A 23,720-nucleotide genomic window follows, 5' to 3' on the forward strand; every position below is an offset into this window, starting at 1 on the left:
GGGAGAAGAGTATGACCACACTGGAGAAGACGAGCGACGACGCGGTGTCGGAAACCGAAGCGGTGCAGAAAGATACGCGTGCGGGCAAGCTGTCGGTGACGCTGTCACTGCCGGTGTCCACGCTGATCGCCGGGGCGGTGGCGGTGGTGCTGCTGCTCGTCTCGGGCACCGTCGGTGTGCTGCTGTGGCAGTCGCGCGGCGAGCTGGCCGATCGTACGGCCGCGGCGGCCGACGATAGGCACGCCGAGCAGGTCGCCACCGATTACGCGGTGGGCGCGGCCACCATCAACTACAAGGATTTCAATTCCTGGGTGGCCAAGCTCAAGACCAATACCGTTCCGCAGCTTGCCAATACGTTCGACGCGACCGCGCCCAAGTTGCAGGAGCTGATGGTGCCGCTGCAATGGACCTCCACCGCCTCGCCGATCGCGGCCAAGGCCGAATCGGTGTCCGGCAGCAGCTACAAGGTGGACGTATTCGTGAATGTCACCTCCACCAATGCGCAGAACCCGCAGGGTGTGCAGACGACCGTCACCTACAACATCACCGTGGACAAGAACGCGGACTGGAAGATCACCGACGTCGGCGGTACCGCCGCGGCATTGCCGCTCAAGTGAATGCGGGCGGCCCGACCGGGTACGCCGTTCGAAACCTTCCCGCCGGAATGGATGACTCATGAATGACACCGGGCGCGGTACCGCGTCACCGACCGCCGCGCTGGCCGATGCCGCCCGATACTGGGTGCCGCTCACCCGGGCGGCCCTGCGGACCGTGCCGGTGCGCCGCGCGCCGGCGACCGTTGCCGCGCTTCGGCACGGGGTCGGGCTGGCGACGCTGCTGGCGCTGTCGGCGGCGCGGCATCCGGATCGGCCCGCCGTCATCGATGACGAGGGCGCGATCACGGCGGAGCAGTTGCAGCGCAGAGTGATCCGTCTCGCGGCGGCGCTGCGTGATGACTACGACGTCGGACCGGGGTCGAAGGTCGCGGTGCTGTGCCGCAATCACCGCGGCTTCGTCGAAGGGTTGCTCGCCGGGGCGCGGCTGTCGGCCGATCTGGTGCCGATGAACTACGACTTCCCCGGGCCGCAATTGCGCGGGGTCATCGAGCGCGACGGCATCGACGTGCTGATCTACGATGCGGAATTCCATCAGCGGGTCGAGCACGCCGGGTTCACCGGGGTGCGCGTGATCGCGAAACACGGGGGCCTGCCGCCGGTTTCCACCGTCTCGGGCGCACCGGTGCCCGCCATCGACGAACTGGTGGCCCGCACCCGGCGCGCGGTGGTGCGTCCCGCACGCGGTAGCCAGCTGGTGATTCTGACCTCCGGCTCCACCGGCACTCCCAAGGGCGCGTTGCGGCGCATGGGAATTCGCGAACTACGTGAGAAGGCGTCCTATCTGCACCCGCGCTTGTTGATGCTGGCCGCCGAGGCACCGCGTTTCGCGCGCTTGCGCGCGATCCCGATTCCGGGACGGCCCATGGTGCTCGCGCCGCCCATGCATCACGTCATGGGCATGCTGGGCCTCGTCAGCGGTCTGGCCACCACCTCACCCCTGATCATGACCACCCGTTTCTCGCCCGAATGGGTGCTCGCCAGCATCGAAAAGCACCGCGCCACAGCCGCATTCCTGGTCCCGACCATGATCAAGCGAATCATGGACCTGCCCGTGGAAGTCCGCACCGGCTACGACACCGCGTCTCTGGTTTCGGTCCCCAGCGGTGCCATGCCGCTGCCCCCGCACCTGGGCACCGAATTCATGGACGCCTATGGCGACATCCTGTTCAACGCCTACGCCTCCACCGAAATCGGGCCCTGCACCGTGGCTCTCCCCGAAGATCTGCGCGCCGCCCCCGGCACCGTGGGCCGCCCTATCCGCGGTCTGGTCCGGCTCCGTCTCCTGGACGACAACGGCACCCCGGTCCCACCCGATATCACCGGACGCATCTTCAACCGCAACCCATTCCAATTCAGCGGCTACAGCGGCGGTGGCGGCAAGGAAGTCATCGACGGCTTCATGAGCACCGGCGATGTAGGCCATTTCGACTCCGCTGGAAGGCTTTTCATCGACGGCCGCGACGACGAGATGATCGTCTCCGGCGGCGAGAACGTCTACCCCCAAGAGGTAGAGGAAACCCTCCTGACCCACCCCGCCATAGCCGAGGTAGCTGTCTGGGGCGTTCCCGACGCCGATTTCGGCCAACGCCTGGCCGCCTTCATAGTCCGTAAACCCACCGCCGACCTCACCCCCGAAGAAGTCCGCGCCCACGTCAACCAGAACCTGGCGCGTTACAAGGTCCCGCGCGATGTCCACTTCGTCCAGGACCTACCTCGCACCACCACCGGCAAACTCAAACACAAGGCCCTCACCGACCTGGCCGAATCCCTCGGGTCACCCGAGCATTAGACCTCTCCGCGAAACCACCTCTCGGGTCAAGAATTCCTTCAGATCGCCGAATCGGGTGTATTCGATGTCCTCGATTTCCCATACCGGTGCGGTGGTCCACCGCTGTTCGGGGCTGCCGACGGTGACATATTGGATGCCGTCGGGAGTGCCGCCGATGAGAACCAGGTTGTCGAAGGAATCCATTTCGAGATCACCGGGCTCGATCAAGGATTCGCGGAACATATCGAGCATGGCGCGGTGCTCCGGGGAGTTCTTCGAAATGTCGCCGAGCGGGTAGAGATCACCGCCGCCGGAGAATGCGGTCCAGCCGTTGACGTGGGAGAGCCACTGCCGGTATTGATCATCGAACCGGAGACCGAGAGTGGTTTCCGCGGCGTGGATATCGTCCGGTGCGGCACCCGGGTTCGGTGCGGTCAACATCCACTCCGACATGCGTCCGGTCCCGGAATTGCGGTCGTACCAGTCCCGCTGCTGTGCCTTCAACATCGAAATCATCGATGGCACCCAGTCACCATGAGCCCCGCCACCAGTCGATGGCAACATTTCAGCGTTACCCATGGGGCAACTCTAGATTCCGCCACCCCAGAATCTCGGTCTGGTGCCGATGTGTCGGCGACTCGGACAATCGAAAATGACCGACAGCAGCCAACAAGGGGAATGATGATGCTGCGTAGCGCGGGTATTTTCGCCGATCCTCCCGTCCCACTCTCAGCCAAAGAAATCGCACAGGCGCGCGCTGCGGCGAGAAGGGCTGCACGGGAGACCAAATTGCCGTTCTCCAGGGCGCGAAGTAGGTACCGGCGCTACCGGCAGGATGCTGGGCAAACATATCTGGACTGGCCGCGCTGGCGGGACGCGTACCTGACCTCGTTTCATGGCGGTCGCCGTTTCAAGCCGCGCGGCAGGGGCGGTGGCAGTAACGGCAGTTGGGGATCCGGTAGACCCTGGGGTGGAATGCCCGCAGGCGGCCAGGACTTCTGAGGCTCAGGACTGCCCGTCGATCTCTACCGTGCGGTGCGGGGCGTTATTTCACCGGGTCGGCCGGATTATGTGGCTGATTCCTGATGCCGCCGTAGATGCCTCGGCGCACGATGAATGGTTGTAGGCGGGACCAGGCCGGGATGGGGATGGCTCGGCCGGTTGGGGTGAAGATCTCCAGGGTGTTGCGCTGGGTGCCCACCACGGAACCCCAGCGGCGGCGCGCGGGGAGGAAGGGTTTGGCTTCGCCGCCGGTGAGGTCCGCTCGGATGTTGTGTGCCAGTAGGGAATCGGCGCGGCTGCGGGCCGAGGTGCGCAGGGGATCGGTGGCGGCTACGTCGCCGATCGCGTAGACGCCGGGGGCGGTGGGGACGCGGAGGTAGCGGTCGACGTTGACGAAACCGTTCTCGTTCAAGAGTTCTCGGGGGAGCCAGGTCGTGTTCGGGACGGTTCGGCCGATGGTCCAGAGTACCGCTGCGGCTTTGGTTTTCGGCTGACCGGTACTCCATTCGACCGGGTCACCGGTGATGTCGTCGCAGGCGAAGTCGTCGGGGATGATGGCGCGATGGCGGGGGTGCAGTCCGACTCCGAGGCGATCGAGTCGAGCACTCAATGTGCGCCACACCCGGGGGTGGTGATGGGGGAGTGCTCGGTCGCCTGGGAAATACAGGTCTACCTGTTTGCCCGGCCACGTGGTGGCGACATTGAACGCGGTGCTGACCGCTGCAGCGCCGCCACCCAGGACGATCACCGAATCCGCTGTCGCGAGGCGTGCGTGGTCTGCGGCGATGGTGGCGGCGACCTGGTCACGGGTTTGCAGCTCGGGGCGTCGCCAGAAGCCGTTGGATACTCCGGTCGAGATCACCAGGGCGTCATAGGGTTCCGTGGCGGGGGTTCCGTCGGGGCCGGTGAAATGGACGCGACGGGCTTGGATATCCAGGCCCGTCAGGCTGGCGTGCACGGTGCGCACCGAGTCCAGTCGATGGAAGCGATCGAAGGGCACCCAGTAGTCGCGCGCCCATTCGCCGGGACGCGACAGTCGCATACCCAGCTCCTGACCGCTGACCAGGCCGGGCTTGGCGGAAATGCCCAGCACGTCAGCGTGTTTGGCGAGGTGAATCGCGGTCAGCAGGCCCGTATCCCCGAGGCCCGCAACGATAATGCGCGGGCGGCTCATGCGATGTGCTCACTCGCTTCGCGATTCACCTTGCGCGGCGGGCGCGGGACGAAACGCGGCACCCGGTCGATCACACGCTGGTATTCCGGTCGGCGTTCCAGGCTGCGCTGTTCCATCATCGGGATGCTCGCGCCCTGGAACATCGCGTACATGCCGACCGCGCCCAGCAACACCCACCACCACGCGTGCGGTGCCGCGGCCAGGCCGAACAGCCCCAGCGACAGCCAGAAGGCGAACTCCCCGAAGTAATTCGGATGCCGCGACCAACTCCACAGCCCCTGATCCATGGCCTGACCCGGACGGCGATGCGCGACAAAGCGATACATCTGCAGATCGGCGGTGAACTCGAGCACCACCGCGCCGATGCCGACCACGGCGGCGACGATATCGAGCCACCCGATGCCGCGATCGGTATGGGTCAACACCGCGTACACCGGCAGCATCCCGGCGAAGACCTGCAAAGTCGGAAAGAGATGAATCCCCACCAGATCGGCGAGCGCCTCGGCCTTACCCGCGCGCGCCCGAATCATCGGATAGCGCCAATCCTCATGATGCAAACCGGGAAACGCGTACACCCAGTTCCCGGTCAACCGGACCGCCCAGAACACGATCACCCCCAGCACCAGCCAGGCCCGCGCCCCACCCGAATCGAGCTTCACCCACCACGCGATCATCAACAGCGGCGGCAGCACACTCCAGTACGCGTCATAGAAGCTGGAGTTCTTGTGCACCCGACTGGCCGCGAACACCACCAAGGTCGCGATCACATCGGCGATCAATCCATCCAGCAGCAAACTCGCCGTCTCAGGCCCCCACGCCAGCCACGCACCACCCGCCCCGAAGGCGAGCACATACGCGACCCCGACGCGCACAATCGACCCGGTCTTGTTCATGCCCCGACCGTACCTAGAACGAGTTCTAGTTAACAGCGTTCTGAGGCAACTGATCGCGTGCCGCGGCAAGAGTAGTTGTCGTCTTGCCGGTCAGTGGGTGGACACGAACGCGGCCAGGATGAGGGTGGCGGCCGCGAGCGCGAAGCAACCGTGGGTGATGACTATTCGCAGCGGGAGGTTGCGGGTTGGGGGGAGGCGGTGAGCGGCGCCGGGGGCGGTGCCGAAGGGTTCGCCGGTGCGGTAGGTGGGGTACCAGCGCAGCAGCATCGTGAAGCCGAGGAGTGCGGTCGGGATGAGGAACGCGACGGCGAGGGCGGCGATGGGGCGGGTGCCGGTGAGGACGAAGAGCAGCCAGGTGATGACCGTGGCCAGGGCCAGCGCGATGTGGCCGAAGACCAGGGTCGGGGGGAGGCGGCGGTGGCGGCCGTGCCGGGTACGGGCGCGGCGGACTTCGCTGCGGGTGAGCCAGGCGCCGAGAATGATCAGACCGGATGCGGCGGTGGCGAGCAGGGTTGCCAAAGCAATGTACTGCAACACCGCGCCTCCAGGCCAAATGTCGTGTCCGAGTGAATGATAACGCCGACACGGGTGCCCCGGGCGACGTTTCGGCAACCTCGACGGGCGCGATATTGAGCCAAACCACTATCTGTCCGGCACATTCCCGAGATAAAGCGCAGCTATCCAGGAGTCAGTAGTAGTTTTCACTCAATTCGAGTGCAGTCTCCGGGGAAGTGCTGATGCGCACTCGATTTCGTTGCCTTGTCGCGATCTGGCTGGTCATGGTCGCTGTTTTGTTCCTGGTGCCCGGGACGGCCGGTACCGCGCCGGAGCGGCTCGCGAGTGTGCTCGGCGATGAATTCCTGTGGGGTGTGGCCGCTTCCGGGTTTCAATCCGAAGGTCAGTCACCCGATAGCAATTGGACCCGCTACATCGAGGCCAATCCGGGGTGGGACCGGCTCGGTGATTCGGTCGATTTCCGGTCTCGGTACCGGTCCGATATCGCGCTGGCGAAGCAGATGGGCGTCAAGGTCTTTCGGGTCGGGTTGGAGTGGGCTCGGCTGGAACCGCAAGCGGGAGTGTGGGATTCGGCGGCCTTCGGGTTCTATGACGGATTGATCGATGCCATTGTCGCGGCCGGGATGCGGCCGATGCTGACGCTGGATCACTGGGTGTATCCGGGGTGGGAGGCCGATCGGGGCGGGTGGCGCAACCCGGGCATGGTGGCGGATTGGCTCACCAATATGCGCAAGGTGGTGGACCGGTACGCGGTGCGCAACCCGGTGTGGGTGACGATCAATGAGCCGGTCGCCTACATCATGCACGAGGTGACCCAGAACGGGACCGACGCCGATCAGATGCTGGGCCGGGTGGCGCAGGCGCACAACGGCATCTACGACTACATCCATCAGGTGCAGCCGAATGCGCTGGTAACCAGCAACGTCGGCTATGTCGCCGGGGCGGAATCGCAGGTCAACGGGCCGTTGATGGCATTGATCGGGGACAAGCTCGATTTCATCGGGGTCGACTACTACTTCGGCTATGCCGCACCCGAACTCGCCGCGCAAACACAGGGCGCGGCGGCCGCGCCCGCGGGCATGTGGGATCTGCCGATCAGCCCGGAGGGTATCTACTATGCGCTGCAACACTATTCGCGACAGTTCCCCGGAAAACCGCTGTGGATAGTGGAGAACGGGATGCCCACCTACGACGGACATCCCCGTGCGGACGGCTACACCCGCTCGGATCATCTACGGGACACCGTCTACTGGCTCCAGCGTGCCAAGGCCGACGGCATGAACGTCATCGGCTACAACTACTGGAGCCTGACCGACAACTTCGAATGGGGTTCGTACGCACCGCGATTCGGCCTCTACACGGTCAACGTGCGCACCGATCCGGCCCTGACGCGCATCCCCACCGACGCGGTCGCCACCTACCGCGACATCATCGCCCACGATGGCGTGGCCGCGGACTACCTGCCGGTCCGCCCGGTCGCGGACTGTCAGCTGGTGGATCCGCCCGCAAGCTGCGCTACCCCGGTCACTGCACGCTGAAGCCTGAGCTGAGCGGCGAGGCTTGACGCATACCGATATGGGAATATGATGGTCGCATGGCACGAGCAGCGACGACATCGGACGTCTTCAACGCGATCGCCGAGCCGCAGCGACGGGAGATCCTGGAACTGCTGCGCGGTGGTGAGCGCCCGGTGACCGAGCTGGCCCAGGAGCTGGGTCTGACCCAGCCCGGGGCCTCCAAGCACCTACGGGTACTCCGGGAGGTCGGCCTCGTCAGGGACCGCAAAGTGGGCAAACAACGCCTGTACGGCCTCGACGCCACCGGCCTGCGACCGATTCACGAATGGGCGGGTGGTTTCGAGCGGTTCTGGAACGCGAGCTTCGACCGGCTGGACGCATACGTGCAAACCCTCGCGCAGGCGCCATCCACAACGGCAAACGAAGGGACAACCGAATGGGTTCGGGATCAATGACAACGGCCGACCGCGAGATCGTGATCTCCCGCAGCATCAGCGCCCCGAGGGAGTTGGTGTTCGAGGCGTTCACCGACATCCGCCACCTCTCGCAGTGGTGGGGACCGGAAGGCTTCACCACCACCACGCGCACATTCGACTTTCGCGTCGGCGGCACATGGGATTTCGTGATGCGCGGCCCGGACGGAACCGACTACCAGGAGTGGATCTCCTGGACCGAGATCGCCGCCCCGGAGCGAATCACGCTGCGGCACGGTGAATTCCAGGACGATCCGAACGCCTTCGAATCCATCCTGACCTTCGCCCCCGACGGCACCTCAACCCGGCTGGAAATGCGCACGATATTCCCCACCAAGGAACTGCGCGACGAAGCGGCCGAGAAGTACCACGCCGTCGAAGGTGGCCGCCAAACCCTGGCCAAGCTCGACGCCTACATCACCGAAATCGTTTCGAAGGGAGCACAGAACTGATGGCCGGAAAAGTCTTCTTCAGCGTATCGATGTCACTGGACGGATTCATCGCCCCCGAATCCGCCGAGGAGCTGATGGGCAAGCAGTGGATGGAGCTGCAGCAGTGGGTCTTCCCGCTGCGCTTCTTCCGCGAAAACGGCGGGCTCGGCCAGGGCGGCGAGGAAGGCCACGAAAACGACATCGCCCGTGCGACATTCGAACGCACCGGAGCCAGTGTCATGGGCAAGCGCATGTTCGACGCCGGTGAAAAAGCCTGGCCCGAGGACGCCCCCTTCCACACCCCGGTCTTCGTGGTCACCCACGAACGGCGCGAGCCCTGGAAACGCCTGGGCGGCACCACCTTCCACTTCATCAACGACGGCATCGAGACCGCCCTCGACCAAGCCCGCGCCGCCGCCGGAGACCGAGACGTCCGCATCGCGGGCGGCGGCACTGCCATCCTGGAGTACCTCAACGCCGGCCTGATCGACGAGTTCTCCATCGCCCTCTCACCGGTCCTGTTCGGCACCGGCATCCGCCTCTTCGAGGGTATCGACGCCAGTCGCATTGCCCTGGAACAGATCAACGCCGAGCCCGGCAAACGCGCCACCCACCTGACCTACGCCGTCCGAGCCCGGTAACCGTCCCGGGCGTTGTCGGCGGCGATCTCCAGGAAGTGGCGGGCCGGTGGGGTGAAGCGGTGGTGGGGGCGCCAGCAGGCGTGCAGGTTGCGTTCGAGGGTGAGGGTGGGGATCGGGACTTCGATGAGGGTGCGGTCGGCTAGTTCGTCGCGGACGGTCAGTTCGCTCAGGACCGCGGGGCCCAGGCCGCTGGCCGCGGCGTTCTTGATGGCGGTGGCGGAGGTGAGTTCCATTGCGGGGACCACCGTCAGCGGTTCGGGGAGGGTCGAGAGGCGGTCGTGCAGGACCGATCGGGTGGCCGAGCCGGTCTCGCGCAGGATCAGCGGTGCGGTGGCCAGGTCGGTGGCGGTGATTTCACGGCGGGTGGCCCAGGGGTGATCGGGGGCGACGACTACGACGAGTCGATCGCGCACCACCGGGCGGTGTTCGAGTTCGGCGGGAATGTGTCCGGCCTCGGCGAAACCCAGTTCCGCACCGCCGCGGCGGATCAGGGCGACGGTATCGGCGCTGTTGTGGCAGAGCAGGCTGATGTTGGTGCCCGGCAGGCGATTTCGGAGTTCCGCGAACCAGGTGGGCAGGAAGAATTCGGCGATGGTGGTGCTCGCCGCCAGCCTCAGATGGGCCGGGGACGTTCCGGTCAAGGTGTGCAGCGCCTGGTCGAGTCCGGCGGTCGCTTCCAGCGCCGGACGCGCCCAGCGCAGCACCAGCTGTCCGGTTTCGGTCAGGGTGGCCCCGCGCGGATGACGGTCCAGCAGCAGTAGTCCCAAGCGCTGTTCGAGTCCGCGGATGCGGGTGCTGACCGCGGGCTGGGACAGGCCGTGGTGCCGGGCGCAGGCGCCGATGCTGCCGGTGGCTGCGATCGTGGCGAGCAGCTCGTACGGTCCCAGATCGGTGACTCTCGGCGACAGACCCATAGGGCAACCTTATGGGGCACCGAGGAAACACGCTCTACCGGCGGTGTATTCACCCCCGCGACACTGATCACGCCAGTCGGCACAGCATCCAGAACAGGGAGTGATCTGCAGTGACGCGAATTCAGTCGGTGGTCGGATACGAAATCCTCGACAGCCGAGGCAATCCGACCGTGGAAGTCACCGTGCGCCTCGAGGACGATTCGATCGGCCGGGCCGGCGTGCCATCGGGGGCCTCGACGGGTACTCGCGAGGCGGTCGAATTGCGCGATGGGGATCGGTCGCGTTTTCGCGGTCGCGGCGTCCTTACCGCGGTGTCGCATGTCAACGCCGATATCGCGTCGATCGTGGTCGGGATGGATGCCGAGGATCAGGCGGCGATCGACCACGCGATGATCAGCTTGGACGGGACCGCGGACAAGTCCAAGCTCGGAGCCAATGCCGTGCTGGGGGTTTCGCTGGCCGTGGCCAAGGCCGCCGCCGCGGCACACCGAATTCCGTTGTACCGCTACCTCGGCGGGGCCGCGGCTCGGCTGCTGCCGCTGCCGATGTTCAACGTCATCAATGGGGGAGCCCACGCGGACAATCCGCTCGACTTCCAGGAATTCATGATCGCCCCCGTCGGAGCGGACACCTTCGGTGAGGCGGTGCGGATCGGGACGGAGGTATTCCACACTCTCCGTGCCGATTTGGCCGCGGCGGGCGAGAACACCAATGTCGGTGTCGAGGGCGGGTTCGCACCCAATCTGCGCACGGCGGAGCAGGCGCTGGATTACATCGTGGCGGCGGTCGAGGCGACCGGGTACCGACTCGGTACGGACGTCGTTCTGCTGCTCGACCCCGCGGCCTCGGAGTTCTTCATCGACGGTGCGTATCACTATCGCGGGGAAGGCATCGTCAGGACGATCGATGAACACATCGCCTATTTGTCGAAACTGCTCGACGGCTATCCGATCGTTTCCATGGAAGACCCTCTCGCACAAGACGATCGGCACGGCTGGACCGCACTCACCGCCGCCGTCGGCGATCGCTGCCAGCTCGTCGGTGACGACGTGTTCTGCACCAACCCCGAGTTGCTTCGCGACGGTATCCGAACCGGCATGGCGAACTCGATCCTGATGAAGATCAATCAGATCGGCACCCTCACCGAAACCTTCGACACCGCCGCTATCGCTCAGCAGGCCGGATACTCATCGATTATCTCGCATCGTTCGGGCGAGACCGAGGACACCAGCATCGCCGATCTCGCGGTCGCCCTCGGATGCGGACAGATCAAAACCGGTTCACTCTCGCGCTCGGATCGCACCGCGAAGTACAACCAACTCCTGCGCATCGAAGCCGAACTCGGCCCTCAGGCCCGCTACGCGGGAGCCCTCACGCTTGCGGGCGCGTGGACCCCGAGCTCGAGGTGAGGCGACTCGCGAGAAAGGCGACGTAGGCCAGAAACCCGATGGTCCCCAGGGGGCGGGTGCGGCGGAAGGTGATGGCCAGGCCGACAAGCAGTTCGGTGAAACCGTTGCGGTAGGTCCAGCTGCGAGTCGAGTGCGGGAAGGCTTTGCCGGTGAGGGGATCGAAGATCTGCGGAGCGGTGAAATGCGCCGCCCCCGTCCCAGCCAATCCGAGGCCGAAGAGTCGGGCGCGGGTGCTGTCGGGGGTGCGCGCGGTGATGACGACCGGGTTCTTGGGAGTCTTACCCGCGATCAGTGCTTGCTCAGCCTGACGTTGTCTTCTGCTACTGGTCATGATTCGCTCCCGGGTTCGCTGGATCACGCCCGGTCCGGGTCGGGCGACTCCGCGAGCGATCTTGTCTCAGACAGTTTGCCATATGGTGTGCGGGTTCCGGTTTCCAATGTGTCAGCCAGGGCACGCCAGCGGTCGGCGCAGTCTCTGGCCAGACTCGCGAGCATGGCCATGCGATGCGGAGGCAGTTCGCCGAGGATGCGTTCCCAATGCGGATCCTGGAAGTTGGGCAGATCCAGTCGGCGCAGCAGACGGCGGCCGGACTCGGTGTCACGCAGGGTGGAGTTGCGACGCAACTCGCGCAGCATGGGCGAGTGGCTCATGGCGGCCGGGGGCGATCCGGCGGATTCGTTCGCACGGGCCGCGCGCAGCGCGCGGCGGCGGTAGCGGGCAATCCGCGCCGGCTTCGAATCACCGTTGAGCAGCAAGGAGATTCGCAGATCGTCGATGGCGGCCTCGGGCATGTTCGATATCTTCGCCAGCTCCGGAGTTGACGTCGCCGGAAGCAGGGTGAGGAGTTCGGTGACGACCGCGCGTTCGGTGCGGGCATCGAGTGGGCCGGTGGGGACCGGTACGAGCGCGCCCGGGCGCGCGGCCTTCGGTCTCCTGCGGTGGAAACCGGCCGTATCGGAATCGCTCATGAGCCCACCTCGTCATTCTGTGAATGTTGGAGCACATATTTACATAGTGGTGCTGTTCAAGGATGCGGTATAGATAGAATCCGTATTAACTTAACTGGGAATCGGACTGGAGACGGCCATGGCGTACCACCGGCGATCGGAACAGCCCACGAACGAGGCATCGCATGTCGTGGTGGTAGGCGGGGGACTGGCCGGGCTCGCGACATCGGTGTGGCTTGCCGAGCGTGGATATCGAATTACATTGGTGGAGAAGCGAGGTCGGCTCGGCGGCCGCACGATGTCGTTCGAGGTCGCCGGAGTGCGGGGGCTGGTCGACAACGGACCGCATCTGTTCGCGGGCTGCTACGACGCGCTCTTGCGATACACCGGCACGATCGGGACCCGGGATCGATTGCTCTGGGACGCACCGCCTTTCGCGGTCCGGACGGGGCCCGATCGACTGCTGACCATGCGATCGCCGAAATGGCTGCCACGCCGGACGCATCGCGTGCTGGGATTGGCCTGGCTGGCCTGGCCGCCGATTCCGCTGCGCGATCGCCTTGCCGCCCTGCGAACCTGGCTGGCATTGGCCGCGGCCGCACGCAAGCCGCGACCGGAGTTGGTTTCGGTCACGGTGGATCGCTGGTTCCATAGCATCGGCGCTCCGCACTCGCTGCGTGCACTCGTGCTGGATCAGTTCGTGATCGGCCTGCTGAACGAGAAGCCGGAACGGGTGTCGGCGTACACCTTCGCACAGGCGCTGCATTTCCTGACCGGTCGCGCCTTGGCGGGGAATCCCCGGGCCGGAGACGCGGTGTGGCCGCGGGTAAGCCTGCACGAGCTCTTCGTCGCTCCGGCCGAACAGTTCCTGCGCGACAGACATGCCGAAATCCTGACCGGCACAGGCATTTCCGATGTTGTGCTGGAAAGCGACTGCGCCACCGCCATACAACTCTCCGACGGCCGCACCATCACCGCCGATGCCGTCGTCCTCGCGGTCCCGCCCTGGTCGCTGACCACCCTGATCGATCACGGAAACCTCGGCCGCTTCGACGAATTCGCCCCGGCCCGCAAAATCGAGGCCGCCCCGATCTCCAGCGTGTACGTCTGGCTGGACCGCCCGCTGCGCATGCGGCGGCTCGCGGAAAACCTGCGCGACACCACGATCGAGTGGGTATTCGACACCGGCGGCATGCACGGCGACACCGCCGACGGCCACTGCTATGCCCTCGCGGTCAGTGCCTCCTACGATGTACTGCACCTCAAGAACGCCGAATTCATTTCCCGCGCACTGCAATCGCTGCACCAGCACTACCCCGATTCCATCGACGCACAGGTGCTGCGCACTCACGTCATCCACCAACCGCAAGCCACCTTCTCCGCCCAACCCGGTTTCGAAGACCTGCGCCTACCCCAACGCACCTCGATTCCCGGCCTGTTCCTGGCCGGGGACTGGACCCGCACCGAACTACCCTCGACCATGGAGGCCGCCGCCGAAAGTGCTACGCGCGCAGTGGACGCCGTGATGGCTCACCTCGGTGGCTCCTCGACACGACCGTGACACTCAGTATGGCGACGGCGCGAGGTTGTCGGAGAGGCCGCCGGTGAGCAGGCGTTTGACGACCTTGCCGGTTTCGCCTCGGGGCAGCGAGGGGAGGAAGACGATGTCGCGGGGGACGCTGAAGCGGCTCAGGCGGTGGCGGATGTAGGTGCGGATCATGTGCGGATCCAGGTCGGAGCCTTCGCGTTTGACGATGTAGGCGGCCAGGCGCTGGCCGAATTCCTGGTCGGGGACGCCGACCACGGCGACCTCGCTGATTTGCGGGAGGTGGGACAGGGCCTCTTCGACGGGGCGGGGGAAGACGTTCTCGCCGCCGGAGATGATCATCTCGTCGTCGCGGCCCGCGATGAATAGACGGCCTGCGACATCGAGGTAGCCGAGGTCGCCGGTGTCGAGCAGGCCGCGCGCCTCGTCCGGGGGCGGGCAGTTGACGTAACCGTCGAAAAGCATGTGGTTGCCGACGTAGATGCGGCCGATGGCACCGATCGGGACGGCCTTGCGGTTCTGATCGAGCACCGAGACCCGGGTGCCCAGGGGCGGTCGCCCGGCGGTGGTGGGGGAGACGCGCAGATCCGCCGGGGTGGCGATGGAGGCCCAGGAGACCTCGGTGGAGCCGTAGGTGTTGTAGAGGACGTCACCGAACGCGTCCATGAAGCGCAGCACCGTCGGACCGGCCAGTGGCGCACCGCAACTGGCGACCACGCGCAGACTCGACAGGTCGTAGCGGGTGCGCACCTCGAGCGGCAGGTCGAGGATGCGCTGCACCATGGTCGGGACCACGATGAGGGTGCTCGCGCGATGTTCGGCGATCAGGCGCAGACAGTCCTGCGCGTCGAATCGACTGGGCAGCACCACCGTCGCGCGCAGCGCGGTGCTCAGTTGCAACGCCGCCAGACCCCAGGTGTGGAACAGCGGTGCGGGGATGACCATGGTCTCGTTCATGCGCAACGGGATTCGGGACAGCAGCGCGGCGATGGTGGCGAACCCGCGCGGATGCGGACGGCGCGCGCCCTTGGGGGTGCCGCTGGTTCCCGAGGTCAGCACGATCAATCGGCCTCGACGCGACGAAGCGCGAAAGCCCTTGCCGCCCTGTGCGATCAAGCCGTCCACCGAATCGTCCGCATCCGGTGCGTCGGTGAGGTAGCGATGGATGTCGGGATGCAGATAGTCGATCAGCGGCACCAGTTCCTGATCGGCGAACAGCGAGGTGAGCCGGTGCCGCTGCACGATATCTTCGATGGTCCGCGCGGAGAGTCCGGCATTGAGCAGGAAGACGTCAACGCCGAGTTTGCCTGCGGCGACCATGGTCTCGACCATCTCGGCATGGTTGCGCGACAGCAGTCCGATCGCGTCCCCCGGACCGAGTCCGAGACCGGACATCGCGCCCGCCAATGCCCGGCTGCGGTCATGCATCTCCCGGAAGGTCCGCGAACCGCGGTCATCGATCACCGCGATCCGATCGGGTGTGTACGCGGCCGCGGCGGCATAACCGCCCGCCAGGTTGAACCCCCATTTCGCCAGGCCGCCAATCTGTTTCACCGAGCGGATCGGGCGCAGCGGCCGCACCACGCCGGTCGACATGATCTGCCCTGCCACCTGCGCGCGCCGCCGCAGCGGCCGATCCTCGCCATTGACCACAACCGAGGTGTCCGCGCCCGAGAGCAATTCCCCCAGCCGGTGCAATCCGGCCTCGACCCAGGCGATGACCTCGGTATTCGATAGCTCGGCCACCGCGGGATGTATGCGCCCGGCTCCGAAGAACGTGACGGTGAGCCGGGTGTGCTCGTCCCGCTTGCGCAACCGCACATTCACCAGCGCACCGGTTTCCAGGCATCGCAATTGCAGCCCGCCGCGCCGATCCGGTCGGAAGATGGCGCGGCGGGAGCTCACCCCGGTGGCGGGGGTGCCGATGCGGATCAGCCAGGTCAGCCCGTCGAGGAGCGTTTCGAGCTGCTCACAGGCGCCGACCCCGGCGAATATCCTCGGATACAGCTGCGGGTCGACCAGCAGTTCCCGGACCGATTCCGGTGCGACCGGCAAATCCACTGTCGTATCGAAGATTTCGGTAACCAATTTCGCGGGCCGTTCTACCAGGTGTCCATGACGATCGGGACAGCCGCGCACTCGGGGAGTGGAATGCGTCGGCGGATTCCGAATATCAACGGTAACAGCGTATTTCGGCCGATGACCGGAGGCGGAACAGGTTTGTGGTGAATACCAGCGCGGGTGGGGCGTTACTGCCGAACTCTCCCAAAATTCTCGATCTTTCCCCGCAGGTAGGCCCTCGGGGTGGTCGTGATTCGCTATCGCCGAAAGCTGAGCATTGTTGTCGAAAGTGTGCGGTCGCAGCGGCTCGAAGTTCACCTCTTCGCTACATAACCGCAGGTAGAGACTAGATTGTCGATCACACCCAATGCGCCGCGAAGGAGAGTAGAAAGTGAGCCCTCGACCACTTTAGAGTTCGAACTCCACCGTTGACGTGCGGTAGACCACAACGGAAGGAGTCAACGATGACCACCGAGGGAGCACTCAGAACGGGCCTGACCGTGTCGGGCAGACCAATGTCCAACCCACTCCAGGATGTGCGGACGGTTTCGGAACAACTGGTGGGACTCTTCGTCGACAAGGTGGCGCCCTGCGGCACCATGCCCGGAGATTTCCTCGCCGGTGAGGTCACCTCGGTGACGCGCGTGTGTTTGGAAATGGCCGTCGGGATGCTCGACGGTCAGGACATGCCCGCCAAGATCGGGCGATTGGCCGAGACGGCCGGCGGCTGGGCGCGCGAGGGCGTGCCGATCGACAGCATCCTGCACTCCATCCACGAGGGCTTCAAATACGGGATGGACCTCATCTCCGCGAACTCCTCGGCGCAGGACCACACCAATCTCATGGACGGCGCCAAGCGGGTGATCGAGATGCTCGACGCCATCAGCGTCACCGTGGCGCACGCCTATGTGCGCGAGCACAAGGCGGTGGTCAGCGAACACCACAACGCCGTGCACACGCTGACCTCGGCGCTACTGGGCGGGCATTCGACCTCGACCATGGCGCGCGAATGCGGGATCGAGCTCGCGGCGGAGTATTCGGTTCTGGCCCTTGATATTCCGCGTCATCCTGATGAGCTGCATCCGATGCTCGACGGGGAGGTGGTGGCGCGGCGCAAACTGCGGCGACTGCAAGCCGAACTGGCGACCCGCTGCGCCGGAACGGCTTTGGCGCTGTTGAGCGTCGACGGTGGCACGGTGCTCATTCCCACCACCGCACTGGCGGACAGCGAGCTCGACGAACTGGTGGCGCGGCTCTCGGCGGCGGCGCATGTGCCAGTCATGGCGACGGTGGTGATCAGCGCGCCCGATGATGTGCCGTCCGCGGCCGATCGCGCGCACGAGCTGCTCGATATGGTCAAGCGCCTGCACAGTGTGGCGCGACTGTATCGATTCACCGATATGGCGCTGGAATATCAGCTCACCCGGCCTGGACCGGGACGTGAAACCCTTGGCGCGCTATTGGACCCGCTGGATGACTATCCAGAACTGTTGCAGACCTTGCGCTGTCATATCAGCAACAATCTGAATCGGCAGCGCACGGCGCATCTGATGCATATCCACACCAATACCGTCGACTACCGGATCAAACGCGTGCGCCAGCTCACCGGATTCGATCCGGCGGCGAATTCCGGGCTGTGGCAATTGCGTTCGGCGCTGATCGCCCGGACATTCAACGATCAGCGTTAGGGCCGAAAACGCGCATCAGTTCGAGTAATTCATCGGGCGTGTAGGTGCCGCTCACCGAGACCCCCGCGGCGCCGAATGTAGCCAGCGCCCGGGGCAGGTGATATCCCGAGGTGATCAGGACCGCATCGCGAGCCCCGAGCGTGTCCATGACCTCGGCGGAGAATTCGGCGTTCTCGACCGTCGAACGCGCGGCCTGCTCCAAATGCACACGCTCACGCGGCATTCCGCGAGCGATCAGCCACTCGGCCATGGCCTGGGCCTCGGTGACCCCGGCCTGCGGATTTCCGCCGGTCACGATGATCGGCGAGGCCGTGGACACCAGCGCCTCGACATAGCCCGCCCGCAATCGGTCGATCAGCTCCGGACGCATGGTGCCGTCGGGCAGCAGGCCGAAACCCAGGATGACGATGGCCGAGTCCGGCCCCAGCGCGGGCGGGAACTCGGCCCGCGCGGGTGCCACACAGACGGCCGCGACACCGGTGGCGAGCACCGCGGTCGCGGCCGCGCGGCGGATTCGGCGGGAAAGGGGAGCGAATACGAAGTGGCGCACGGGAACTCCAGAAATGCCATGCGGGAATGCCCGGCAGGAGCGCCGGGCGTTTCACGATGATTCGTGAGCCTGAGTCGAAAGTGCGCAATAGTTTGCGAGAACTGGAAAGATCACCACCGAGTCCGCGCGGTATTGTGACGGACGGACGAATCCTGTTCGGACAGAGGCGAATCGCCGTCAATAGAGCTGTCGGAAATACTCTGTTGCGCTTCATGAATCGGATCCCCTTATTTGGTGAACCGCCCAGATACCTCGGCAGTCTCTTCTGGCCTGCCCTCGCCCCGGCTTAGTTTGATCCCGGTTTCGATGCCGCCACCCATTGTGCGGCAAGCGAACTCGACGTACATCGGGCCGGAGAAAGGCACACAATGAGACGAAGTACCCGCCCACGGGCATTACGGTCAGCGATTCTGTCCGGGGTTTCCCTGCTGGCGGTCGGATTCGCCGGGACGACCGCCACCGCGGCCCCCGATCCCGCGCCCACCGAACAAAACCTCGCCGACTACATCAACGCGGGACTCAAAGGCGGGCCGATCGCCGATTCCGGCAGCGGGGGCTCAGGGTCCTCGTGCAACTCCGGCAGCGGCGCGGGATCGGGCAACGGTTCGGGCGACTGCTACGGCGGCTCCGGTTCCAGCTCGGGCTCCTCGGGTGGATACTCTTCCGACACAACGACTTACGGGCCGTCGATGACCTCGTGGCTGGCCGCGTTCGGTTACGGGCTCGCCCATCCCGACGCCACCCCGCCCGGGGCCAACGACTGGAACTGCAAGCCGACGGCCGAACATCCGCGCCCGGTGCTGCTGATCCACGGCACCTGGATGAACGCCTACAACGGCTACGCCTATATGGGCCAGCCGATCAAGGACGCGGGCTACTGCACCTTCACCTTCAACTACGGGCGCTCCAACATGCTCGAGGGCGGCGGGCTGGGCTCGGTCCTGCCCGGGGTGATGGGCACCGGCTACATCCAGGATTCGGCGAAGCAGTTGGCTGCCTTCGTGGATCGCGTCCTCGCGGCGACGGGCGCGCCGAAGGTCGATATCGTCGCGCACTCGCAGGGCGGGGCAATGGCGAACTGGTACACCAAGTTCGAGGGCGGCGGCCCCAAGGTGCAGCACCTGGTCACCTTCGGTGCCACCCATCACGGCACCTCGCTCGACGGCATCGGCGCGCTCGGCCGCATGATCAACAATGCGGGCATCGACGTGCTGGGACTCATCGAGATCTTCGTGGGCCACGCGGGAATTCAGCAGACCATCGGCTCGGATTTCGTGAACAAGCTCAATGCCAACGGCGACACCATCCCGGGCATCGACTACACCGTCGTCGGCACCCGCTATGACGAGGTCACCAACCCCTACGAGCTGACCTTCCTCAAGGCGGTCCCGGGGGCGCACGTGGACAATATCGTGCTGCAGGACGGCTGCGATCAGGATTTGTCCGACCACCTGACGATGATGTACTCCCCGCGTGCCCTGTCGATCGCGCTGCGGGCACTGGACCCGGCGCACAGCGTTCCACTGCAGTGCACCTTCAACCCGCCGCTCGTCGGCGGTGGCGGCTCGCTGTAGCCGATCCACACACGTGTATCGGGCCGTCCACGCACCCTGACGGCATCCGGTACACCTCGCAGGCCCGCACTTCGCCGAGTGCCGCTGGACCCGTGCGTGCTCTCGCCGGAGCTCCGCAGCCTGCGCGCGAGGCCCGCCGGGGGCTCCCTGACCCCGGTGGGCCTCGCGTCATTTTTCGTTCGAGGAGTTAGCGCAGATGTCTAATCGATCCCTGAATCTCTTGTGCCGCAGTGTGTTCGCCACCGCATCGGTCCTATTCGCGATGGTGGTGCCCGCGCAGGCGGCCCCGGATGATGGGTCCGCGATCACCGGGTCCTGGGCGCTCGACGGGCGCACCGTGCAATTGCGGGTGCACTCGGCGGCGATGAACACCGACATCATGGTGAATGTGCAACGGCCGCCCGATACTTCGGCGTCCGCGCCGACGTTGTATCTGCTCAACGGCGGAGGCGGCGGTCAGGACAGCGCCACCTGGCAGCGCAACACCGATGTGCTGGGGTTCCTCGCGGACAAGAACGTCAATGTGGTGCAGCCGATCGGGGGCCGGTGGAGCTACTACACCGACTGGCGCGCACCAGATCCGAAACTCGGTGTGTACAAGTGGAAGACGTTCCTGACCGAGGAGTTGCCGCCGCTGATCGACGCGGAGTTCCATACCAACGGCGTGAATGCCCTTGCCGGACTGTCGACTTCGGGCACATCGGTGTTGCAGCTTCCGATCGCCGCGCCTGGGCTGTATCGCGCGGTGGCGGCCTACAGCGGGTGCGCGCAGATCAGCGATCCCATCGGCAGGCAGTTCGTCAAGACCGCGGTCGAGGGCTGGGGCGGCGGCAATACGGTGAATATGTATGGGCCGGACGATGATCCGATGTGGGCGGCCAATGATCCGTATGTGCATGCGGACCAGTTGCGCGGGACCGCACTGTTCGTCTCTACCGGCACCGGAGTCCCCGGCATGTACGACGTCTACAACGGTCAATACATGCAAAGCGGGCCAAGGGGTTTCGTCAATCAGCTGGTGATCGGCGGGGTGCTCGAGGCGGCGGTGAATTGGTGCACGCACAACCTGCAGGCGCGGTTGGTCGATCTCGGGATTCCCGCCACCTTCGACTTCCAGCCGACCGGCACCCACTCCTGGGGTTACTGGAAGGACGCTCTGGTGCGGTCCTGGCCGGTGCTTGCCGCGGGACTGGGTGTGCCGGGCGGCAATTGATCCATCGCGATCTCGGCTTCGATCCACGAGGCCATCATCCGGCCGGTCATGGTGATGATCTCTGCGCGTTCGTCGGGATCGACCTCGATCGCGGAGGCGCGCAGCACGCCCGCGAAGCCGGTATTGACGAATACGAATGCCATCACGTCGTACTTGCGGTCATTGCCCGGTCCGAGGATCTGAATCAGCAGCACCTTGACCAATAGCCGCAATCGCGGCTCGAACTCGGGCAGGCCGCTGCTGTAGAACTGCACGCCGCCCACCAGCGCGCGCACCAGTTTCGCGTTGGTGACGAGTTCCTCGGTGAATACCTCCAGGATCTCCACGACCACCGCTGCGCGGGTGAAATCCGGCTGCGAGGCGACCGAGTGCTGCGGAAAGCCCGAGAGCCATTCGGTGAAAGCGCGCTCGATGCGGTCGAGCAGGCGGCCCAGCAATTCGTCCACCATGACCGAACGATCGGCGAAATAGCGGTATACGGTGCCGATACTCACCTCGGCCTCGGCGGCGATGCGATTCGTCGAGGTGTCATTGATACCGCGCTCACCGAACAATCGCGCGGCGGTGTCCAGGATGTGTTCCCTGGTCTCTCTCGAACGCTGCTGGGCCGGGCGACGTCGCTGACCTGCATTCTTGGGCGGCATCTCGACCTCCCTCCCTACTTTCCGGTAAGGATGAGTATTGCTCATTTTCCGGCTCTCGAAGATCGTTTCGCGATGCTGTAAGTTATTGCGCCACAGGGCTGATGGCATGCACCCCCGCGCGCAGGCCCATGGAGGTGCGCATGGCGTCAGGTCGGGTACCCAAGGGACGGCTGACCAGGGGCAGCCGGATGGGTCGCTTGGCCGCCGGACAGGCCATCCGGGGCGCCGGAACCCGGCTGGCGATGATCGGCCAACCCGAGGAAGCGCGCGCGATTCTCGCCGAACGCTCCGCATTGCAGGCCGCGCAGCAGTTGGTGACCATTCTGGGCGGGATGAAGGGCGGCGCGATGAAGATCGGGCAGATGCTGTCCGTTCTCGATGTCGGCCTGATACCCGAATCGCATCGCGAAATGTTCCGGGCCAAACTCGCCGAATTGCGCGATCGGGCTCCCGTGGTGTCGTTCCCGGCAATGCGGCAGGTCATCGAGGACGACCTCGGACCGCTATCGGGCGTGTTCGCCGACTTCGACGAGACGCCGATAGCGGCAGCCTCGATCGGGCAGGTGTATCGCGCGCGGCTGCACGACGGCCGCACCGTCGCGGTGAAGGTGAAATATCCCGGTGTGGACGAGGCCGTCGCAGCCGATCTGCGCAACCTCGAATTCTTCAGCAAGCTATGGAAATCCGCGCTACCGAGCGCGGCCGACGCGGGCGTACTGGACGAGATCGCCAGCAATATCAGCGCCGAACTCGATTACCCGCGCGAAGCACGCACCCAGCATCTGGTCGCCGCCCGCTACCGCGACCACCCCTACATCACCGTCCCCGACAGCATCGAAGAATTCTGCGGACACCACGTATTGGTGACCGAATTCGTCGAAGGCCGCCCCTTCGACCACATGCGCACTCTCCCCGACGCCGACCGAAACCGCATCGGCGAACTCATCTACCGCTTCTACATCACCTCCCTGTTCACCGATCACGAATTCTGCGGCGACCCCCACCCCGGCAATATCCTGCTCGCCGCCGACGGCCGCCTCGCCTTCGTCGACTTCGGCCTCTACCACCGCATGGACCCCCTGCACGTCGGCTTCGAACGCACCGCCCTGCAAGCCGCCGCCGAACACCGCGGCGAAGACATCCACCGCCAATGGGTGGACCGCGGCATAATCGACCCCCGCGCCGGCGTCAGCGCCCAGGAATGCCTCGACTACGTCTGGGCCGCCACCGGCTGGCACCTGCTCGACGAAGAAATCACCATCACCCCCGAATTAGCAACCGGCGCAGTAATTCTCGCCGTCAACCCGCGCTCCGCCGAATTCCAAGGCATGCGCAAACAACTCCTACCCCCCGAACACGTCTTCTCCCGCCGAGCCGACCTCTTCACCTTCGCCGCCCTCGGCCAACTCGTCTCCACCAACAACTGGCACCGCATCGCCCGCGAATGGCTGTACAACGAGCCGCCCACCACCGAGATCGGTTGTGTGACAGCGAAATGGCGTGAGTCGATGCGATGACCGCGCTCGACGATCTGAAGCAGCTACTGCCTCCGCCGGCCGGGTACGGTCGCACTTTCGACTGGACGGCCGTCGAGAAACGGCTCGGCGTCACCGAGATCCCGCAGGACTTCAAGCTCCTGTTCGAGGCCTATGGAGACATCCGGTTCTGCAACAGACTGCACATGTTCAGGCCGAGCGCCAATGAGTACATAGATTTGGCTGACGTCACCTTCGCATCACGCGTGCATCTGGCAGCCGAGGACATCGGTGATCCACCGACCCGAATTCCTCCCGGCGTCTCGGTCACTCCGGCGACCCTGATCCAGTGGGGTGCATCCTTCGGGGGCTGCTACGCACTCTGGGATGCGCACGACCCGAATCCCGATAGATGGACCCTTGTTTTCACCGACGCGGACCAAATCCAGTGGGGCTACTACGACGGAACGGTGACCAACTATCTTGTCGACTGGTTGACCGGCCGGTTCACGCCGATCCCGATGTGGACTCTCCGCCCGGGCATCCGCCCTGACATCGAGTTCTATGATCCGAATGATCCATACGGCCCGACCATCACCGACCAGGTCGAAGCCACCTACGTCATCCCGTGAAGCGAATAGCTCTCACCGCTCCAACTCGGAGCAG

At 65.2% G+C, this 23,720-nt stretch carries 23 protein-coding genes; 13 read left to right on the plus strand and 10 right to left on the minus strand.

The annotated features are described in order from the left end of the window. Positions 1 to 11 precede the first annotated feature (11 nt). The gene (locus ACFC4D_RS17885) at positions 12 to 617 is read left to right on the plus strand and encodes a hypothetical protein (protein ID WP_376064625.1); all 606 of its coding nucleotides are present in this window, start codon (positions 12 to 14) and stop codon (positions 615 to 617) included. Between the two features lie 58 nt (positions 618 to 675). Next, the gene (locus ACFC4D_RS17890) at positions 676 to 2,406 is read left to right on the plus strand and encodes an AMP-binding protein (protein ID WP_376064627.1); all 1,731 of its coding nucleotides are present in this window, start codon (positions 676 to 678) and stop codon (positions 2,404 to 2,406) included. On the opposite strand, the gene ACFC4D_RS17895 is transcribed toward ACFC4D_RS17890, so the two are convergent. The 4 genes from ACFC4D_RS17895 to ACFC4D_RS17910 form a co-directional block, all read right to left on the minus strand. Beyond that, positions 2,392 to 2,901: an SMI1/KNR4 family protein gene (locus tag ACFC4D_RS17895; RefSeq protein ID WP_376064628.1), complete on the minus strand. Its 510-nt coding sequence runs from the start codon at positions 2,899 to 2,901 to the stop codon at positions 2,392 to 2,394. The genes ACFC4D_RS17890 and ACFC4D_RS17895 overlap by 15 nt on opposite strands. Before the next feature lie 529 nt (positions 2,902 to 3,430). Continuing rightward, complete coding sequence (locus ACFC4D_RS17900) at positions 3,431 to 4,561, minus strand: FAD-dependent oxidoreductase (protein ID WP_376064630.1); 1,131 nt, start codon at positions 4,559 to 4,561, stop codon at positions 3,431 to 3,433. Beyond that, entirely contained in the window at positions 4,558 to 5,454 is an 897-nt protein-coding gene (locus tag ACFC4D_RS17905; protein WP_375958670.1) for a DUF1295 domain-containing protein, read from the minus strand. Before ACFC4D_RS17905 ends, ACFC4D_RS17900 begins: the two co-directional genes overlap by 4 nt. A 90-nt stretch (positions 5,455 to 5,544) precedes the next feature. After that, a complete protein-coding gene (locus ACFC4D_RS17910) occupies positions 5,545 to 5,991 on the minus strand; it encodes a hypothetical protein (RefSeq protein WP_376064632.1) in 447 nt (148 codons plus the stop codon). A 200-nt stretch (positions 5,992 to 6,191) separates the two neighbouring features. On the opposite strand from ACFC4D_RS17910, the gene ACFC4D_RS17915 reads away from it, so the two are divergent. Genes ACFC4D_RS17915 through ACFC4D_RS17930 form a run of 4 tightly spaced genes read left to right on the plus strand, consistent with a single transcriptional unit; the run spans position 6,192 to position 9,032 of the window. Then, positions 6,192 to 7,508, plus strand: coding sequence for a family 1 glycosylhydrolase (locus tag ACFC4D_RS17915; protein ID WP_376064635.1), 1,317 nt, complete (start codon positions 6,192 to 6,194; stop codon positions 7,506 to 7,508). 56 nt (positions 7,509 to 7,564) lie between these two features. Then, positions 7,565 to 7,942: a metalloregulator ArsR/SmtB family transcription factor gene (locus ACFC4D_RS17920; protein WP_364648882.1), complete on the plus strand. Its 378-nt coding sequence runs from the start codon at positions 7,565 to 7,567 to the stop codon at positions 7,940 to 7,942. Next, positions 7,939 to 8,412: an SRPBCC domain-containing protein gene (locus ACFC4D_RS17925; protein WP_376064638.1), complete on the plus strand. Its 474-nt coding sequence runs from the start codon at positions 7,939 to 7,941 to the stop codon at positions 8,410 to 8,412. Before ACFC4D_RS17920 ends, ACFC4D_RS17925 begins: the two co-directional genes overlap by 4 nt. Next, positions 8,412 to 9,032, plus strand: coding sequence for a dihydrofolate reductase family protein (locus ACFC4D_RS17930; protein WP_375958662.1), 621 nt, complete (start codon positions 8,412 to 8,414; stop codon positions 9,030 to 9,032). Before ACFC4D_RS17925 ends, ACFC4D_RS17930 begins: the two co-directional genes overlap by 1 nt. Here ACFC4D_RS17930 and ACFC4D_RS17935 read toward each other — a convergent pair. Next, positions 9,011 to 9,946, minus strand: coding sequence for a LysR family transcriptional regulator (locus tag ACFC4D_RS17935; RefSeq protein WP_376064640.1), 936 nt, complete (start codon positions 9,944 to 9,946; stop codon positions 9,011 to 9,013). The two genes, ACFC4D_RS17930 and ACFC4D_RS17935, sit on opposite strands and share 22 nt — an antisense overlap. A 110-nt stretch (positions 9,947 to 10,056) precedes the next feature. On the opposite strand from ACFC4D_RS17935, the gene eno reads away from it, so the two are divergent. Further along, on the plus strand, positions 10,057 to 11,355 hold the full coding sequence (eno, locus tag ACFC4D_RS17940; protein ID WP_376064643.1) for a phosphopyruvate hydratase: 1,299 nt from the start codon (positions 10,057 to 10,059) through the stop codon (positions 11,353 to 11,355). Here the strand turns inward: eno and ACFC4D_RS17945 are convergent. Together ACFC4D_RS17945 and ACFC4D_RS17950 are read right to left on the minus strand one after the other, a co-directional pair. Next, positions 11,318 to 11,686 carry a hypothetical protein gene (locus tag ACFC4D_RS17945; RefSeq protein WP_376064644.1) on the minus strand — a complete coding sequence of 123 codons (369 nt, stop codon included), beginning with the start codon at positions 11,684 to 11,686 and terminating at the stop codon, positions 11,318 to 11,320. The two genes, eno and ACFC4D_RS17945, sit on opposite strands and share 38 nt — an antisense overlap. A 23-nt stretch (positions 11,687 to 11,709) precedes the next feature. Further along, a complete protein-coding gene (locus tag ACFC4D_RS17950) occupies positions 11,710 to 12,324 on the minus strand; it encodes a hypothetical protein (protein ID WP_376064646.1) in 615 nt (204 codons plus the stop codon). 118 nt (positions 12,325 to 12,442) lie between these two features. Between ACFC4D_RS17950 and hpnE the strand changes: the two genes are divergently transcribed. Further along, positions 12,443 to 13,864: a hydroxysqualene dehydroxylase HpnE gene (gene hpnE / locus ACFC4D_RS17955; RefSeq protein ID WP_376064648.1), complete on the plus strand. Its 1,422-nt coding sequence runs from the start codon at positions 12,443 to 12,445 to the stop codon at positions 13,862 to 13,864. Positions 13,865 to 13,867: 3 nt separating this feature from the next. Here the strand turns inward: hpnE and ACFC4D_RS17960 are convergent, their stop codons facing one another. Beyond that, positions 13,868 to 15,910: an AMP-binding protein gene (locus ACFC4D_RS17960; protein ID WP_376064650.1), complete on the minus strand. Its 2,043-nt coding sequence runs from the start codon at positions 15,908 to 15,910 to the stop codon at positions 13,868 to 13,870. Positions 15,911 to 16,374: 464 nt separating this feature from the next. Between ACFC4D_RS17960 and ACFC4D_RS17965 the strand changes: the two genes are divergently transcribed. Continuing rightward, a complete protein-coding gene (locus ACFC4D_RS17965; protein WP_375958650.1) occupies positions 16,375 to 17,598 on the plus strand; it encodes a PucR family transcriptional regulator in 1,224 nt (407 codons plus the stop codon). On the opposite strand, the gene ACFC4D_RS17970 is transcribed toward ACFC4D_RS17965, so the two are convergent. Further along, complete coding sequence (locus ACFC4D_RS17970; RefSeq protein ID WP_376064652.1) at positions 17,582 to 18,148, minus strand: YdcF family protein; 567 nt, start codon at positions 18,146 to 18,148, stop codon at positions 17,582 to 17,584. The genes ACFC4D_RS17965 and ACFC4D_RS17970 overlap by 17 nt on opposite strands. Before the next feature lie 368 nt (positions 18,149 to 18,516). Here ACFC4D_RS17970 and ACFC4D_RS17975 point away from each other — a divergent pair, with 368 nt between their 5' ends. After that, positions 18,517 to 19,722 carry an esterase/lipase family protein gene (locus ACFC4D_RS17975; protein WP_376064654.1) on the plus strand — a complete coding sequence of 402 codons (1,206 nt, stop codon included), beginning with the start codon at positions 18,517 to 18,519 and terminating at the stop codon, positions 19,720 to 19,722. Positions 19,723 to 19,918: 196 nt separating this feature from the next. After that, the gene (locus ACFC4D_RS17980) at positions 19,919 to 20,935 is read left to right on the plus strand and encodes an alpha/beta hydrolase (protein WP_376064657.1); all 1,017 of its coding nucleotides are present in this window, start codon (positions 19,919 to 19,921) and stop codon (positions 20,933 to 20,935) included. On the opposite strand, the gene ACFC4D_RS17985 is transcribed toward ACFC4D_RS17980, so the two are convergent. Beyond that, positions 20,863 to 21,579, minus strand: a complete 717-nt coding sequence (locus ACFC4D_RS17985; protein WP_376064659.1) for a TetR/AcrR family transcriptional regulator — start codon at positions 21,577 to 21,579, stop codon at positions 20,863 to 20,865. The genes ACFC4D_RS17980 and ACFC4D_RS17985 overlap by 73 nt on opposite strands. A gap of 140 nt (positions 21,580 to 21,719) precedes the next feature. Between ACFC4D_RS17985 and ACFC4D_RS17990 the strand changes: the two genes are divergently transcribed. Then, positions 21,720 to 23,096, plus strand: a complete 1,377-nt coding sequence (locus ACFC4D_RS17990) for an ABC1 kinase family protein (protein WP_376064661.1) — start codon at positions 21,720 to 21,722, stop codon at positions 23,094 to 23,096. Then, positions 23,093 to 23,686, plus strand: a complete 594-nt coding sequence (locus tag ACFC4D_RS17995; protein ID WP_376064664.1) for a hypothetical protein — start codon at positions 23,093 to 23,095, stop codon at positions 23,684 to 23,686. Before ACFC4D_RS17990 ends, ACFC4D_RS17995 begins: the two co-directional genes overlap by 4 nt. Positions 23,687 to 23,720 lie beyond the last annotated feature (34 nt).

Source organism: Nocardia sp. NPDC056000, assembly GCF_042269265.1.
GTDB lineage: Bacteria > Actinomycetota > Actinomycetes > Mycobacteriales > Mycobacteriaceae > Nocardia.